13 protein-coding genes are annotated in these 14,848 nt (G+C 74.0%); 8 read left to right on the forward strand and 5 right to left on the reverse strand.

What is annotated here, in order from left to right; translation table 11 throughout:
• Window positions 1–58: 58 nt before the first annotated feature.
• The 3 genes from ABFX46_RS10640 to ABFX46_RS10650 form a co-directional block, all read right to left on the reverse strand.
• On the reverse strand, window positions 59–1,093 hold the full coding sequence (locus ABFX46_RS10640; RefSeq protein ID WP_346041486.1) for a cation diffusion facilitator family transporter: 1,035 nt from the start codon (window positions 1,091–1,093) through the stop codon (window positions 59–61).
• A 91-nt stretch (window positions 1,094–1,184) separates the two neighbouring features.
• On the reverse strand, window positions 1,185–2,201 hold the full coding sequence (locus ABFX46_RS10645; protein ID WP_346041488.1) for a hemolysin family protein: 1,017 nt from the start codon (window positions 2,199–2,201) through the stop codon (window positions 1,185–1,187).
• Window positions 2,198–3,538, reverse strand: coding sequence for a hemolysin family protein (locus tag ABFX46_RS10650; RefSeq protein ID WP_346041490.1), 1,341 nt, complete (start codon window positions 3,536–3,538; stop codon window positions 2,198–2,200). The genes ABFX46_RS10645 and ABFX46_RS10650 overlap by 4 nt, the downstream gene beginning before the upstream one ends.
• Window positions 3,539–3,922: 384 nt before the next feature.
• On the opposite strand from ABFX46_RS10650, the gene ABFX46_RS10655 reads away from it, so the two are divergent.
• The gene (locus ABFX46_RS10655; RefSeq protein WP_346041492.1) at window positions 3,923–5,137 is read left to right on the forward strand and encodes a hypothetical protein; all 1,215 of its coding nucleotides are present in this window, start codon (window positions 3,923–3,925) and stop codon (window positions 5,135–5,137) included.
• Window positions 5,138–5,564: 427 nt separating this feature from the next.
• Here ABFX46_RS10655 and ABFX46_RS10660 read toward each other — a convergent pair whose 3' ends face one another.
• On the reverse strand, window positions 5,565–5,915 hold the full coding sequence (locus tag ABFX46_RS10660) for a hypothetical protein (RefSeq protein WP_346041493.1): 351 nt from the start codon (window positions 5,913–5,915) through the stop codon (window positions 5,565–5,567).
• Here ABFX46_RS10660 and ABFX46_RS10665 point away from each other — a divergent pair.
• From ABFX46_RS10665 to ABFX46_RS10690, 6 genes are read left to right on the forward strand one after another with little or no spacing between them, the layout of a single operon-like run.
• Window positions 5,914–7,941 (forward strand): serine/threonine-protein kinase, encoded by a 2,028-nt coding sequence (locus ABFX46_RS10665; RefSeq protein ID WP_346041495.1) that lies wholly within the window; start codon window positions 5,914–5,916, stop codon window positions 7,939–7,941. The two genes, ABFX46_RS10660 and ABFX46_RS10665, sit on opposite strands and share 2 nt — an antisense overlap.
• 14 nt (window positions 7,942–7,955) lie before the next feature.
• Window positions 7,956–9,002, forward strand: a complete 1,047-nt coding sequence (locus ABFX46_RS10670) for a PP2C family protein-serine/threonine phosphatase (RefSeq protein ID WP_346042131.1) — start codon at window positions 7,956–7,958, stop codon at window positions 9,000–9,002.
• Entirely contained in the window at window positions 8,999–10,291 is a 1,293-nt protein-coding gene (locus ABFX46_RS10675; RefSeq protein WP_346041497.1) for a vWA domain-containing protein, read from the forward strand. Before ABFX46_RS10670 ends, ABFX46_RS10675 begins: the two co-directional genes overlap by 4 nt.
• 5 nt (window positions 10,292–10,296) lie before the next feature.
• Window positions 10,297–11,010 carry an FHA domain-containing protein gene (locus tag ABFX46_RS10680; protein WP_346041499.1) on the forward strand — a complete coding sequence of 238 codons (714 nt, stop codon included), beginning with the start codon at window positions 10,297–10,299 and terminating at the stop codon, window positions 11,008–11,010.
• Window positions 11,007–12,545, forward strand: a complete 1,539-nt coding sequence (locus ABFX46_RS10685) for a hypothetical protein (protein WP_346041501.1) — start codon at window positions 11,007–11,009, stop codon at window positions 12,543–12,545. Before ABFX46_RS10680 ends, ABFX46_RS10685 begins: the two co-directional genes overlap by 4 nt.
• Before the next feature lie 23 nt (window positions 12,546–12,568).
• On the forward strand, window positions 12,569–13,384 hold the full coding sequence (locus tag ABFX46_RS10690; RefSeq protein ID WP_346041503.1) for a glutamate ABC transporter substrate-binding protein: 816 nt from the start codon (window positions 12,569–12,571) through the stop codon (window positions 13,382–13,384).
• 6 nt (window positions 13,385–13,390) lie between these two features.
• Here ABFX46_RS10690 and ABFX46_RS10695 read toward each other — a convergent pair whose 3' ends face one another.
• On the reverse strand, window positions 13,391–13,744 hold the full coding sequence (locus ABFX46_RS10695; RefSeq protein ID WP_346041504.1) for an STAS domain-containing protein: 354 nt from the start codon (window positions 13,742–13,744) through the stop codon (window positions 13,391–13,393).
• Window positions 13,745–14,152: 408 nt separating this feature from the next.
• Here ABFX46_RS10695 and ABFX46_RS10700 point away from each other — a divergent pair, with 408 nt between their 5' ends.
• The gene (locus ABFX46_RS10700; protein ID WP_346041506.1) at window positions 14,153–14,827 is read left to right on the forward strand and encodes a lysophospholipid acyltransferase family protein; all 675 of its coding nucleotides are present in this window, start codon (window positions 14,153–14,155) and stop codon (window positions 14,825–14,827) included.
• Window positions 14,828–14,848: the final 21 nt, after the last annotated feature.

A 14,848-nucleotide genomic window follows, 5' to 3' on the forward strand; every position in this document is an offset into this window, starting at 1 on the left:
GACCGTCCGGGGCGTAATTTCCCCTTCTGCCCGGGACTAACGTCTCACAGGTCGGGGATCAGCGGTGACCCGCGAGGACGGCGTGATGATCTTCACCGTCGCGGGCCTCGGGGTCCGGGTGGACGAGGGCGCCGGTGAGGCGCGGCAGCGCGTGCATGAGGCTGTGCTCGGCGTCCACGGCCACCTGGTGGGCGCGGACGAGGGTGCAGCCGGGGTCCACGATGACGTCGCATTCGGCGCGCAGGTTGTGGCCGATCCAGCGGAGGCGGACGTCGCCCACGGCGAGCACGCCCGGTGTTGAGGCGAGGGCCGTTTCGGCACGGTCGAGCAGGGCCGGGTCCACGGCGTCCATGAGGCGGCGCCAGACTTCGCGGGCCGTCTGCCAGAGGACGACCGAGATCGCGGCCGTGATGAGCAGTCCCACCACTGGGTCGGCCCAGGGGGCGCCCAGGGCGATGCCACCCGCGCCTAGGAGAACCGCCAGAGACGCGAATCCGTCCGTGCGCGCATGGAGGCCGTCGGCGACGAGGGCAGCCGAACCTATGCGCCGTCCTACACGGATCCGGTAGCGGGCCACCAATTCGTTGCCCAGGAAGCCGACCAGGGCGGCCCCGGCCACGGCCGGCAGATGTTCCACAGGCTGTGGATGGGTGAGGCGCTCGACGGCCGCGTATCCCGCGACGATGCAGGAGGCGGCGATGGCCACGACGATGAAGACGCCCGCCAGGTCCTCGGCGCGCCCGTAGCCGTAGGTGTAGCGGCGGGTGGGCGGACGCCTGCCCAGCACGAACGCGATCCCCAGCGGGACGGCCGTGAGCGCGTCCGCGGCGTTGTGGAGGGTGTCGCCCAGCAGCGCCACCGAACCGGTGAACGCGACCACCGCCGCCTGGAGGACGGTGGTCGCGCCCAGGCCCGCCAGCGAGATCCACAGGGCGCGCATGCCCTGGGCGCTCGCCTCCAGCGCCGAGTCCACCTTGTCGGCCGCCTCGTGGGAGTGCGGCCGCAGGATGTGCCCGAGGCGCCCGATCCGGCCCCGCCGGTGCCCGTGGCCGTGCCCGTGGCCGTGCCCGTGGCCATGCCCGTGTGCGCTCATGAGTCCACGATGAACCACGAATCCCGTTGCAGCACCTCGATAACTGCGCTGTCGTCGCAGGTACGCGGCCTGTGCCGGTGCGGTCTCCTCGTCAGTGCGGGTTCGTCGCCAGTAGCTCCGCGAGGAGGTCGTCCAGGGTGACGATGCCCGCGAACTCGCCCCGCTCGTCGTTCACCACGGCGAGCTGGGCGTGGTCCCGGCGCATGCGGCTGACCGCGTCCAGGACGGTCGTCTCCGCCGTCAGGACGGGCGCCGGGTGCGCCAGCTCGTCGGCGCGCCGGTCCCCGTTGGGCTCGGTGATGGCGGCGCGGACGTGCACGATCCCGGTCATCGCGCCGTCCCCGGCCTGGACGAGCAGCCGGTTGTGCCCGCTGGCCGTCGCCGTCCGGCGGATCTGCGCGGCGGTCGCGTCCGCGCCGATCGTGGTGACGGACGTCGCGGGCACGACGAGGCGCCCGACGGTCGCCTCCCGCGCCGAGATGGCGCGGCGGAGCAGCTCGTGGTCGTGCCGCCCGATGAGGCCGAGGCGGCGCGACTCGCCGACCAGGTGGCTGAGCCGGGCCGGGTCGGTGTGGCTGTCCAGCTCGTCCTTCGGCGTGACGCGGAAGAGCCGCAGCAGCGCGTTCGTCGTCGCGTTCAGCGCCGACAGGATCGGCCGGGACACCTTCGCGAACGCGCGGAACGGCAGCGCCAGGATCAGCGCGGACCGCTCCGGGTGCGTGATCGCCCACGACTTCGGCGCCATCTCCCCGATGACCATGTGCAGGAACGTGACGACGGCGAGCGCCGTGCCGAGCGCGATGGCCTTCACGCCCGCCTCCGGGACGCCGAGCGCGTGCAGCGGCGGTTCGAGGAAGTGCTCGAACGCCGGCTCGGTGACGATCGCGAGGCCCAGCGAGCACATCGTGATGCCGAACTGGGCGCCCGCGAGCATCAGCGACAGCTCCCGGACCCCGGCGACCGCGGCGACGGCCGGCCGGCTGCCCTTGGCGGCGGCGCGTTCGAGCTGCGAGCGGTTGGCCGCGACCAGCGCGAACTCGGCCGCGACGAAGAACCCGTTCCCGATCAGCAGCAGGACGGTGATCAGCAGCGACGGCAGCGGGTTCATGACACCTCCACCGACGTCGAGGGCGCGGGCTCGGGCGCGGTGGACGGCGGGCGCGGCGCCGGTACGGACGCCGTCCTGATCAGGATCTTCTCGGCGACGCGGCGCGCCACGCTGACGACCTCCAGCTCCACGGAGCCGGCGTCGAGGCCGACGGTGAGCCGGTCCCCGGCGGACGGGAGCCGGCGCAGCTCCGCCATGACGAGCCCGCCGAGCGTGTCGTAGGCGTCGCCCTCCGGCAGGTCGAGCCCGGTGAGGCGGCCGACCTCGTCGATGCGCATGCCGGCGTCGACGAGCCAGGACCCGTCCGGGCCGGACGTCGGCGCCTCCTCCAGGCCGTCGGTCTCGTCGGTGATCTCCCCGACGAGCTCCTCGGCGACGTCCTCGAAGGTGAGGATGCCGGCGAGGCCGCCGTACTCGTCCACGACGCAGGCGAACTCCTGCCGGGAGTCGCGCATGTGCTCGATGACCCCGTACAGCGGCTGGCTGCCGGGGACGAGCAGCGCCGGCCGGGCGATGTCGCCGACCGGGGTGGCCGGGTCGAGCGCGTCGTCGGCGACCTCGCGGACGCCCGCGACGCCGACCACGTCGTCGACCTCCGTCCCGTAGACGGGGTAGGCGCTGTGCCCGGTCTCCCGGATCAGCGCGATCAGGTCGGCGGCGGTCGCGGTCGACGGCAGCGTCCGGACCTGCGGGCGCGGCACCATGACCTCGTCCGCCGTCAGGTCGCCGAACGACAGCGCCCGCTCCAGCAGGCCGGACAGGTCGGCGGGCAGGTGCCCGGCGCTGTGCGACTTGCCGATGATGTCGCCGAGCTCCTCAAGGGTCGCGCCGCTGTGCAGCTCCTCGACGGGCTCGACGCCCACGGCGCGCAGCAGGCGCTCCGCCGCGCGGTCGAACAGCCGGATCACCGGCCCGGCGATGGTCAGGTACACGAGGGTGGACGCGGCCAGAGCGCGCGCGAGCGACTCGGCGCGCGCCAGCGCGAGGTTCTTGGGGAACAGCTCGCCCAGAAGCATCTGGATGAGCGTCGCCAGGACGAAGCCGGTCGCCAGGGCGATCGCGCCCGTCGCGCCCGCGGGGACGCCCACGACGTCCAGCAGCGGCTGGATCAGTTCGGCGAGGGCCGGCTTGGCGATGAATCCGACGACCAGGGTCGTCATCGTGATGCCGAGCTGCGCGCCCGACAGCATGAACGAGACCCTGCTGATGACCTTCAGGGCCCTCTTCGCGGACGTGTCGCCGCGCTCGGCGGCCTGCTCCAGCGTCGCGCGGTCGGCGGCGACGTAGGCGAACTCCTGGGCGACGAAGTACCCGGTCGCGGCGGTGAGAAGGATCACTGCGAGTACGCCCAGTGCCGCGCTCACCATGAGGCACCGGGTCTATGACTGGGGTCCGACACTGCGGACTCACCACTCCTCTCGTAGACGAACTACCTGTCGTAACGTCACTCGGCACAACGACGTTCCCGGTGGAAAGGGTACGGGGCGGCTGCCGGCGTCCACCGGCGGGAGGGCACGCGCGACCACGCGGAATGCGGCGGGCGTGGGCGAAAGCACCTTGTCTCGGTTAGTGTCACGGATCACACTTGTATGAGAGCGTACGTCCGATAGTGGACCGGTCCGTGCTCCCAGACCGGCGCCGCCACAGGGCATGCTCGGGGGACCGGAGAAGCGATCGCGGGGCAGACGTTGGACCAGAGCGGGGCCGGGGCCGCCGCGCCCATGAGTCGTGAAGGCGTCGACCATGCCCTGCGAAAGCTGCGGGACGAGCGCGAACGCATCTCCACGTCCCTGGTCGAACTCGAGGACCAGCCCGGAACGCGCCTGCTCAAGGGCGCCCGGCTCACCGGCGAGACGTGGCGGCGGTGGGAGAACGCGCAAGCGCGGCTGGCGACGCTGTGGCTGCTGTTCGACGCCTACCAGCGCGTCCTGGAAGAGGCGTGCGAGCTGCGCGGACGCTCGCAGCGCCCGGACGCCGCGACGCTGACCGAGCTGTCGGGGCTGCTGTCGGGGTGCTCGGTGGAGCTGCCGGACGGCGAGATCCCGCTGGAGCACCGCACCCTGCTCGGCCCGCAGGAGCGGCGGATCACCCTGGACGAGGCGGTGGCGATGATGTCGGACGCCTACACGTTCGTCGCCGAGGAGGTCGCCGCCGCCGACACCGCCTGGTCGGCGCTGCTGATGCCGCTGGAGCAGGCGGAGGAGGGCTGGCGGACGGCGACCCGGCTGGCGCACTCGCTGGACGGCACCCGCCACCCCGAACTCGACCGGGTCGGGCGGGAGCTGACCGCGCTCGGGCGGCTGGTCCGCACCGATCCGCTGTCGTTCGTGCGGAACGGGCGCCCGGACACCGGCCGGCTCGACCGCGTCCGCGCCGTGCTGACGACGCTCGGCGACGAGCTCGCCGGCGTCGCCCGGATGCGGGACGAGTACGACGACCTCGTCGCCCGCGTCACGGCCGTGATCGAGGAGACCGAGCGGACCGAGCGGCGGGCCGGGGAGGCGTACGCGACCGCGCTCGCCAAGATCCACTCGCCGAACCTGCCGGCGCCGGCCACCGGGCTCGGCACCGCGCTCCGCGACCGGCTCGCCGCGCTGGAACGGCTCCGCGAGGCGGGCCGCTGGGTGGAGATGGCGGGCCGCTTCGCCGAGCTGGAGCGCGCCGCCGCGGACGCGCTGGAACGGGCGCGCGGTGACCTGCGTCTCAGTGCCGGCCTGCTGGACCGGCGGGGCGAGCTGCGCGGTCGCCTGGAGGCGTACCGGGCCAAGGCCGCGCGCCTCGGCCTCGCCGAGGACGAGCGGCTCACCGCGCTGTACGGCGAGGCCCGCGAGACGCTGTGGACGGCGCCCTGCGACCTGCGCCGGGCCACCGCGGTCCTCGCGGAGTTCCAGCGGGCGATCAGGGCGAGCGAGAGCGAGACGGGGACGCGGCGATGAACCGATGCACCCAGCCCGGCTGCACGGGCGCCATCGACGCGGACGGGTTCTGCGACGTCTGCGGCATGGCGCCCGCCCCCGAGCCGGCGCCCGCCGTCCCCCCGGCGACCCCCGTCCCCGCCCCCGCCCCCGCCCCCGCGAGCCCGGCGTCCGCCGGATCGACGCCCGCCGGATCGACGCCCGCCGGATCGCCGCCCGCTGGTCCCGCGTCCGCTGGTCCCGCGTCCGCTGGTCCCGCGTCTGCCGGTCCCGCGTCTGCCGGTCCCGCGTCTGCCGGTCCCGCGTCTGCCGGTCCCGCCTCTGCTGGTCCCGCCTCTGCTGGTCCCGCGTCCGCGGGTTCCACGTCCGCGGGTTCCACGCCCGCGGCTCCGGAGTCCGCGGCCCCTTCGCCTGCGGCCCACGCGTCTGGCGGCTCCGCGTCCGCCGGTCACGGGCGCGCGACCGCCGTGCCCCCCGCGCGCGCCGCCTCGTCCGGGACGGGCGCGCCGGCGGTGTCCGTGGGGCCCGAGGCGGCGGCGAGGGCCGGGTACACGAGGGCGGCGCCGGTGCGGGTTCCGGCCCAGGCACTCCCGCCGACCCCGACTCCCGCCCCGGTCACCCGGCAGACGCCCTTCGCGCCGGCGACGGCCAGGGAGCCGGGGCCGGGCGGGGGAACCGGGCCCGGCGGCACGTCCGGGAGTTCGGCGGGAAGCGGCCGCGGCACGGTCGGGTCCGGCCGGACGGCGTCGCGCGGCGGCACCCGCGGCACCGGGTCCAGCGGCTCGACCAGGCGCGGCATGCTCGGCGCGGGGCTCGTGGAGGTCCCGCCCGTCCCGGCGCGCGACCCCGCGTCCGCGATCATGGAGAACCCGGAGGTGCCGGAGAACCGGCGCTTCTGCAGCCGCTGCGACGAGAAGGTCGGGCGGAGCCGGGGCGGCAAGCCGGGCCGCACCGAGGGGTTCTGCCGCAGCTGCGGGCACCCGTTCTCGTTCACGCCGAAGCTGCACGCGGGCGAGCTGGTCGGCGGGCAGTACGAGGTCCTCGGCTGCCTCGCGCACGGCGGGCTCGGCTGGGTGTACCTGGCCCGCGACCACAACGTCAGCGAGCGGTGGGTCGTGCTGAAGGGCCTGCTGGACACCGGGGACGCCGACTCCCTCGCCGCCGCGACCGCCGAGCGCGCGTTCCTCGCCGAGGTCGAGCACCCCAACATCGTCAAGATCTACAACTTCGTCCGGCACGGCGACTCCGGCTACATCGTGATGGAGTACGTCGGCGGGCGCTCCCTCAAGGACATCCTGCTCAGCGTCCGCGCCGAGCACGGCGACCAGGCGTCCCTCCCGCTCGGCCAGGTGATCGCCTACGGGCTCGAAGTGCTGAGCGCCCTCGGCTACCTGCACGGCGTCGGGCTGCTGTACTGCGACTTCAAGCCGGACAACGCGATCCAGTCCGAGGAGCAGCTCAAGCTGATCGACCTCGGCGGCGTCCGGCGCGCGTTCGACGTGGAGAGCCCGATCTTCGGGACGCCCGGCTACCAGTCCCCGGAGATCGGCTCGCAGGGCCCGTCGGTCACCTCCGACCTCTACACCGTCGGCCGGACGCTCGCCGTGCTCAGCTTCCCGTTCCGCGGCTACACCGGACGGCATCTGCGCAGCCTGCCGCCGCGCGACGAGGTCCCGCTGTTCCAGCGGCACGAGTCGTACTACCGGCTGCTGCGGCGCGCCACCCACCCGGACCCGTCCCGCCGGTTCCAGAGCGCCGCCGAGATGGCCGAGCAGCTCACCGGCGTGCTGCGCGAGGTCCTGTCCGCCGAGGACGGACGGCCGCGCCCCGCGCCGTCGCCGCTGTTCGGGCCCGAGCAGCACACGGCCGGCGCCGAGATCGTCGCGGGCCCGGAGAGCACGGTGATCCTGGCGCCGCTGGAGCCGCCGGCCGCCGCGGCGGCGCTGCCCGTCCCGCTGGTGTCGGCGTTCGACCCGGCCGCCGCGTTCCTCGCCGGGCTCACCACCCGCGACCCGGGCGACCTGGCCGCGGCGCTCGGCTCCGCCCCCGTCCCGTCCCGCGAGGTGCGGCTCGCCCTGCTGCGCGTCCGCATCGAGCTGGGCGACCTCGACGGCGCCGCCCGCCTGCTCGCGGAGATCTCGGCCGAGGCCCCGGACGACTGGCGCGTCGACTGGTACCGGGGGGTCCGCGCCCTCGCCGGCGGACGGGCCGCCGAGGCCGCCGCCGTCTTCAACGACCTGTACGACCTCGCGCCGGGCGAGCAGGCGCCCAAACTGGCGCTCGCGTTCTGCTACGAGACCCTCGGCGACATGGGCAACGCCAGCCACTTCTACGAGATCGTCTGGCGGACCGACCCGACCCACGTCAGCGCGGCCTTCGGCCTGGCCCGCTCGTACCTCGCCGCAGGCGACCGCGCGGCCGCCGAGCGCGTCCTCGACGCGGTCCCACGGATCTCCAGCCACTACCTCGCCGCGCAGCTCGCCGCCGTCGCCACGGCCGTCCGGGGCCGGAACCCCGGCGAGCTGACCGCGCCGGCGCTGGCCGAGGCGGGCCGCCGCCTCGCGTCGCTGCGCCTCGACACCGAGCGCGCCGCCGCGTTCACCGCCGAGGTGCTGGAGGCCGCCCTCGCCTGGCTCCGCGCCGGCCGCACCCCCGTCCCGGCCGGGTTCCAGCGCCAGGTCCTCGGCACGGACCTGGACGAATCGGCCCTGCGCGCCAAGCTGGAGGAGACCTACCGCGTCCTCGCCAAACTCGCCGACGGCGCCGCCCACCGCCACGCGATGGTGAAACGCGCCAACGCCGTCCGCCCGAGGACGCTCTTCTGACCATGACCACCGACATGACCACCGACCAGCGCGCCCCCGCCACCGCATGCCGCACCTGCGGCGAGCCCGCCCTCTCCCACGACCGCTTCTGCGAACAATGCGGCACCCCCACCACCCCGGTCCCCCGCCCGCCGACCGCGCACCACGCACCCCCCACCTCCGGTCTTGCGTCCAGTGCGGGGGGTGCGCCCAGCGCGGGGCGTGGGGTTTGTGGGGATTGTGGTGGGGTGGCCGTTGGGGCGGACGGGTTCTGTGGGCGGTGCGGGTTCCGGCAATCCCCGAAGCTGGGGCCTGGTGAAGTCGACCTTGGGGTTGTCGGGGGCGCGGTCAGTGATCGCGGGTTGCGGCGCAAGCGGAATGAGGACGCGGTCGCGATCGCGGGGTTGTCCCGAGGGGCCTGTGCGGTGGTGTGCGACGGGGTCGCCACGGCGCCGGGGTCGGCGGAGGGGGCGCGGCGGGCCGCCGATGCGGCGCTGGCCGTGCTCACCGGGCGGGTGTCCGCCGGCATGGATCCGCGGGCGACGACGCGGGCGGCGGTGGAGCGGGCGGCCGAGGTCGTCGCCGGGCTCGCCGGCGGGCCGGACGCGTCGCCCGCGTGCACGTTCGTGTCGGCCATCGTCGACCCGGCCGGTGTGACGGTCGGGTGGGTCGGCGACAGCCGGGCGTACTGGCTGTCCGAAGCGGGCTCGCGGCTGCTGACCAGGGACGACTCCTGGGCCGCGTCCATGGTCGAGCAGGGGGCGATGGCCGCCGGGGACGCGTGGGCCGACCCGCGGGCGCACATGATCACGGCGTGGCTCGGCGCGGACGCCGGGCCCGTCGAGCCGCATGTGGCGGCGTTCCGCCCGGCGGTCCCGGGGCTCGTCGTGCTGTGCAGCGACGGGCTGTGGAACGACCTGCCGGAGGCGGACGACCTCGCGGCGGTGGCGCTGGGCGGCGCGGGCGGCCCGGTCGGCGCGGCGCGGCGGCTGCTGCGGGCGGCGCTGGACGTGGGCGGCCGCGACAATGTCACGGCGGCGGTGATCCCCTGTCCGCCGCCGGTTGGGGAGCGGAGCAGATGAGCGGGTTTCCGGAGTTCACCGTCCGCGTCGACCAGAACGCCTACCTTCCGGCGGGCGGGCGGGAGATGCACGCGATCGTCACCGTCGCGGCGCGCTCCGACGGAGGCGGCGGCGCACCCGCGGCGGAGATCATCCTCATCGACACGTCCGGTTCGATGTCGTACCGGGGGAAGATGGCCGCGGCGAAGCGGGCCGCGCGGGCGGCGGTGAACGTGCTGCGCGACGGCGTCCACTTCGCGGTGGTCGCGGGCGCGAACCGGCCGCGGATGATCTACCCGCAGGGGGAGCGGCTCGTCGCGGCGGACGAGGCGTCCCGGCGCGGCGCGGTGAGCGCCATCGGACGGCTGGAGGCGGCCGGCGGGACGGCGATCGGGTCGTGGCTGCGCCTCGCCGAGCGCCTGTTCACCGGGTACGACGACGCCGTCCGGCACGCCATCCTGCTGACCGACGGCAAGAACCAGCACGAGCCGGCCGAGGAGCTGGACGCGGCGCTGCGGGCGTGCGAGGGCCGCTTCCTGTGCGACGCGCGCGGCGTCGGCACCGACTGGGACGTCGCCGAGCTGCGCAAGATCAGCTCCGCGCTGCTGGGCGGGTTCCTGGACGTCCCCGACCCGGCCGACCTGGAGGCCGACTTCCTGGCGATGACGCGGGCCGCGATGAGCAAGGAGGTCGCGGACGTGACGATGCGCCTGTGGACGCCGCAGCAGGCGCGGCTCCGGTTCGTGAAGCAGATGGTCCCCGCCGTCGAGGACCTGACCGGCCGCCGGGTCGAGTCGGGCGCGCAGACGGGCGACTACCCGCTCGGCGCCTGGGGGAGCGAGTCCCGCGAGTACCACGTGTGCGTCGAAGTCCAGCCTGGCGACGTGGGACGGCAGATGCGCGCCGCGGGGGTGAAGCTGCTGGCGGGCGACGAGGTGCTCGCGTCCGGCAACATCCTCGCCGAGTGGACGGACGACGAGGCCCACTCCACCCGCATCAACCGCCGGGTCGCGCACCACACCGGGCAGTCGGAGCTCGCCGACGCGATCCAGGAGGGCCTGGAGGCGCGGCGCGAGGGCGACGGGGACCGCGCGACCGCCCGGCTCGGACGCGCCGTCGTCCTCGCGCGGGAGGTCGGCAACGAGCAGATCTCCGGCCTGCTCGACCGGGTCGTGGACGTCGTCGACGAGGCGACCGGCACCGTCCGGCTGAAACGGGACGTGTCGAAGGCGGATGAGATGTCGCTCGACACCCGTTCCGTCCGGACCGTCCGGACCCGGCACGGCGACGACGGCAAGGCCGGAGGCTGAGGCCCATGCCGATCTGCCCGCGCGGGCACACGTCCCGAGGCGCCGACCGCTGCGACGTGTGCGGCGACCCCATCGGCCCGCCCCAGGCTCCGCTCACGGCCGGTCCCGGGGCCGGGTCCGAGCCGCCCGCGTGCCCGCACTGCGGGACGCCCCGCTCGGGCCGCTTCTGCGAGGTGGACGGCTACGACTTCGACACCGGCACCCTCTACACGGTCGAGCTGGCGATCGACCGCGCGGCGCGGGCCGTGCCGCTGGTGCCGCAGCCGCGCACCGGCAGCTCCCCGGCCGCCCAGGCCGCGCACTCCGGGCCGTCCGCGCTGGTCGCGGCCGACCGCGCCTACTTCGACACGGTCGTCGCCGAGATGGGCGAGGACGCCGCCGGCTTCACGTTCCCGCCCTACTGTCCGGAGCGGCGCGTCCCGCTGACCGGCGGCGAGGTCCGGATCGGCAGGCGCAGCGCGTCCCGCGGGATCGTGCCGGAGATCGACCTGAGCGCGCCGCCCGAAGACCCCGGTGTGTCGCATCTGCACGCCGTCCTGCTGGCGCGGCCGGGCGGCACCTGGACCCTCGTCGACCCCGGTTCGACGAACGGCACGACGGTGAACGGCGGCACCGCGCCGATCCCGGTGAACGCGCCGGTGCCGATGGCGGACGGCGACCGCATCCACGTGGGCGTCTGGACGACCATCACGCTGTCCCTGCAGGAAGGCCCGCCATGACGATGAGTCCCGCGCAGCCGGCGGCTCCCGCTCCCCGGACGTCCGGCCCGCGGCTCGACCCGGTTCCGCCCCGCTCCCCCGCGGACCCGCCCGGCGCCCCGCGCGGCGGCCGGCTCCGGACGTTCCTGCGCGGCCGCTGGCTGAAGACGATCCCCGGCCGCATCCGCGCGCACGTGGTGCTCTGCCTCGCCGCGCTCGTCGCGCTGCTGGCCGTCCTCACCGTGTCGGTCGGGAACGCGCGCGACTCCGTCCAGACGATCGGGCACGACGCGGGCCCGCAGGTCGTCGCGACCGGCACGCTGTACTTCGCGCTCAGCGACATGGACGCGCAGGTGTCCAACATCCTGCTGATCGGACGCGAGCACAACCTCGGCATCGGCTACGACAACTCGCTGCGCGTGTACGAGATGCGCCGCGCGGAGGCCGACGCGGCGGCGGTGCAGGCCGCGCAGCTCGCCGGGCGCGACCCGGCGCTGAAGCGGACGGTCCAGGAGGTGCTGGACGGCCTCGGCAAGTACGAGCGCCTCGTCGGCCAGGCCATGCAGCTCGACGCGCAGTCCGACCACGCGGCGGGCGAGCTGCCGCCGCAGGTCGTCGACGCCTACCGGCAGGCGACCGACCTGATGAAGCTGCAACTGCTGCCGAAGGCGTACAACATCACGCTGGACAGCGGCGCGCACGTCCGGCAGTCGTACGAGACGAAGCGGTCGGCGGTGCTCGCGGGACGCGCCTGGGTCGCCCTCACCGGCCTGGTCGTGCTGCTCCTGCTGATCGCGACGCAGCTGTACCTGGCCCGGACGTTCCGGCGCGTCCTCAACCCGGCGCTGGTGCTCGCGACGCTCGGCACGGTCGTGCTCACGGCGGTCGGCGCGGGCCTATTGACGGCGCACGCGGGCCACATCAAGAAGGCGAAGGAGGACGGGTTCGACTCGATCCTCCAGCTGTCGCGGGCGCGGGCGATCAGCCACAGCGCGTTCGCCGACGAGAGCCGCTACCTCCTCGACCCGGGCCGCGCCGACACCTACGAGCAGACCTACCTCGACAAGTCGCTGTCGGTCATCTACCCCGACCTCGGCGACAAGCCGGTGAACCTGGAGAACTACTACGCGGGCCTGGAGCAGAAGGTCGCCCCCTACAGGCCGGGCAAGGGCGCCGTGCCGTTCCTCGGCTTCTTCGGGGACGAGGCCCGCACCATCGACAAGGGCCGTGAGGCCGACGCCCTCGCGGCGGTGCTCGCGGCGTACCGGACCGTCCAGCGCAACGACGCCGAGATGCGGCGGCTGGCGTCGGCGGGGAACCGGTCCGGGGCGATCGACCTGCGGATGGGCCGGACGTCCGGCGCCATCCACGACTTCGACAACTTCGACAAGGCGCTCAGCCTGCTGACGGCCGTCCACCAGGACGCCTTCGACGAGGCGATCGAGGACGCCGACGGCGGGCTGCGCGGCTGGAACGCCGTCCCGCCCGCCGGCGCCGCCGTGATCGCCCTGCTGGTCCTGGCCGGGGTCCGCCCCCGGCTGGCCGAGTTCCGCTGACCGTGACCGGAGGAGAGCAAGCCATGCGCGGTACCCGAGCCGTCGCCGCCGTCCTGGCCGCGGCGGTGCTGGCGGGCTGCGGCCTCGGCGGCACCGAGGAGGAGTCCGTCGCCGACAAGGACTCCCTGGTCATCGGCGTGAAGGAGGACCAGCCGGCGCTCGGCGTGAAGCGCCCGGACGGGACGTACGAGGGCTTCGACGTCGACGTCGCCACCTACATCGCGGGGAGGATGGGCGTCCCGAAGAGCCGCATCACGTGGCGGACGACGAACTCGTCCGTCCGCGAGGAGGCGCTCGCGAAGGGCACCGTCGACATGATCGTCGCGACGTACTCGATCACCGCGAAGCGCAAGATGAAGGTCACCTTCGGCGGGCCCTACTACGTCGCCCACCAGGACACCTTCGTCCGCGCCGACGCCGCGTCCATCCGGGACGTCCGCGACCTCAAGGGCAAGCGGATCTGCGAGGTGACCGGCTCCAACTCCTGGCGCCGCGTCATCGAGGAGCGCAAGGTCGCCGCCGAGCCCGTCACCGTCGGCACCTACGGGGCCTGCATGGACGCCCTCGCCGCCGGGAGGCTCGACGCCGTGTCGACCGACGACCTGATCCTCGCCGGGTTCGCCGCCGGCCGCCCCGGACGGATGATCAACGCGCCGTTCACCGACGAGAAGTACGGCGTCGGGCTCAAGAAGGGCGACCTGAGGGGCTGCGAGGAGGTCAACCGGGCCATCACCGCGATGTACCAGGACGGCACCGCGCAGCGCCTGCTCACCAAGTGGTTCGGCAAGTCGGGGCTGAAGCTGACGACGAGCGTCCCGCAGTTCGAGGGCTGTACCTGAGCCGGGTCAGGGCGTGGTCGTGGACGGGAACGCGACGATCGCCTCGCGCAGCGTGTCGTAGATCGGGATGTACCGGTCGATGCCGGTGATGCGGAAGACCCGCTGGACGCGCGGCGGCAGCGCCACCAGCGCGATGTGGCCGTCGCGCTGGAGGGCCCGCCGGTTGGCGGCGACGAGCGCGTTCAGGCCGGTCGAGTCGCAGAACGTGACCTCGCGCATGTCGACGACCACGGGTTCGTCGGAGTCGACGACCTCGAAGAGGGTCTCCTCGAAGCGCGTCCGGGACACCACGTCGATGTCGCCCTGGACACGGACGACCGTGCAGCGGTCGTCGCGCATCAGGCTGATGTCGAAGTCCATGGTCACCTCACGCCCATCCGGTCGTACCCGGCCATCTCAGGTGACTCCTCAGGATTGCGCACCCGTGCCCGCATTCCAAGCTCTCACCGGGAATGGGGACCGGTCACCGAGCCCGCCCGGCCGGACCGCAACGCCGTCCCGGACGTCCGGCCGGTCCCACGTGCTGACTCTACCCGACGCGCCGTCCCGGACGTCCGGATGCGTCCGGGGACCTCCGGGAAACGTGGGCAATAACTTACTCAAGAGAAACTTACCGAAGGGTAAGAAATGGCGTCCAATGTCACTTGCGCAGGGCTTGACCTGGGCTTGGACCATTTCTTACCTGCCTCCACGCGCGAAAGGCGGACGCTGACTCTGGCCCGGATCGGCGCAGAGGTTACAGTGAGGTGGCGAAATTCGGGAGGCTGGGTGTTCTACACGTTCATGACGCGCGTGGTGCGTCCGATCCTCTGGCTGCTATTCCGGCCCCGCGTCGTCGGCGGCGAGAACGTGCCGAGCTACGGGCCGCTGATCGTGGCCAGCAACCACCTGTCGTTCATCGACAGCTTCATCATCCCGCTCGCGGTGCCGCGCCCGGTCACCTACATCGCCAAGGCCGACTACTTCGAGGGCGGCGGGCTGAAGAAGGGCTTCGTCCGCTGGTTCCTCACCAACCTCGGGCACGTCCCGGTCCGCCGCGGCGCCCGCCGCGCCGCGATGGGCGCCCTCGAGCAGGCCGCCGAGGTCCTCGACAACGCCGGCGCCTTCGCGATCTACCCCGAGGGCACCCGCTCCCCGGACGGACGCCTCTACCGCGGCCGCACGGGCGTCGGCTGGCTCGTCCTGGAGTCCGGCGCCCGCGTCCTGCCGGTCGCCCTGGAGGGCACCGAGAAGATCCAGCCGATCGGCGCGGGCTTCCCGCGCGTCTTCGGCCCCCGCCCCACCGTGCGGATCGGCCCGCCCATGGACTTCTCCCACTACCGCGACCTCCCCCCGGCCAAGGCCCGCCGCGCCATCACCGACGAGATCGTCGAGACCATCCAGAAGATGTCCGGCCAGGACTACGCCGCCGAATACAACAACCGCGCCGAACAACAGGGCTGAGAGGCGCCGCCCTCCGCTCCG

Origin of the sequence: Actinomadura chokoriensis (genome assembly GCF_039529475.1) — a bacterium.
In the GTDB taxonomy this organism is placed as follows: domain Bacteria; phylum Actinomycetota; class Actinomycetes; order Streptosporangiales; family Streptosporangiaceae; genus Spirillospora; species Spirillospora bangladeshensis.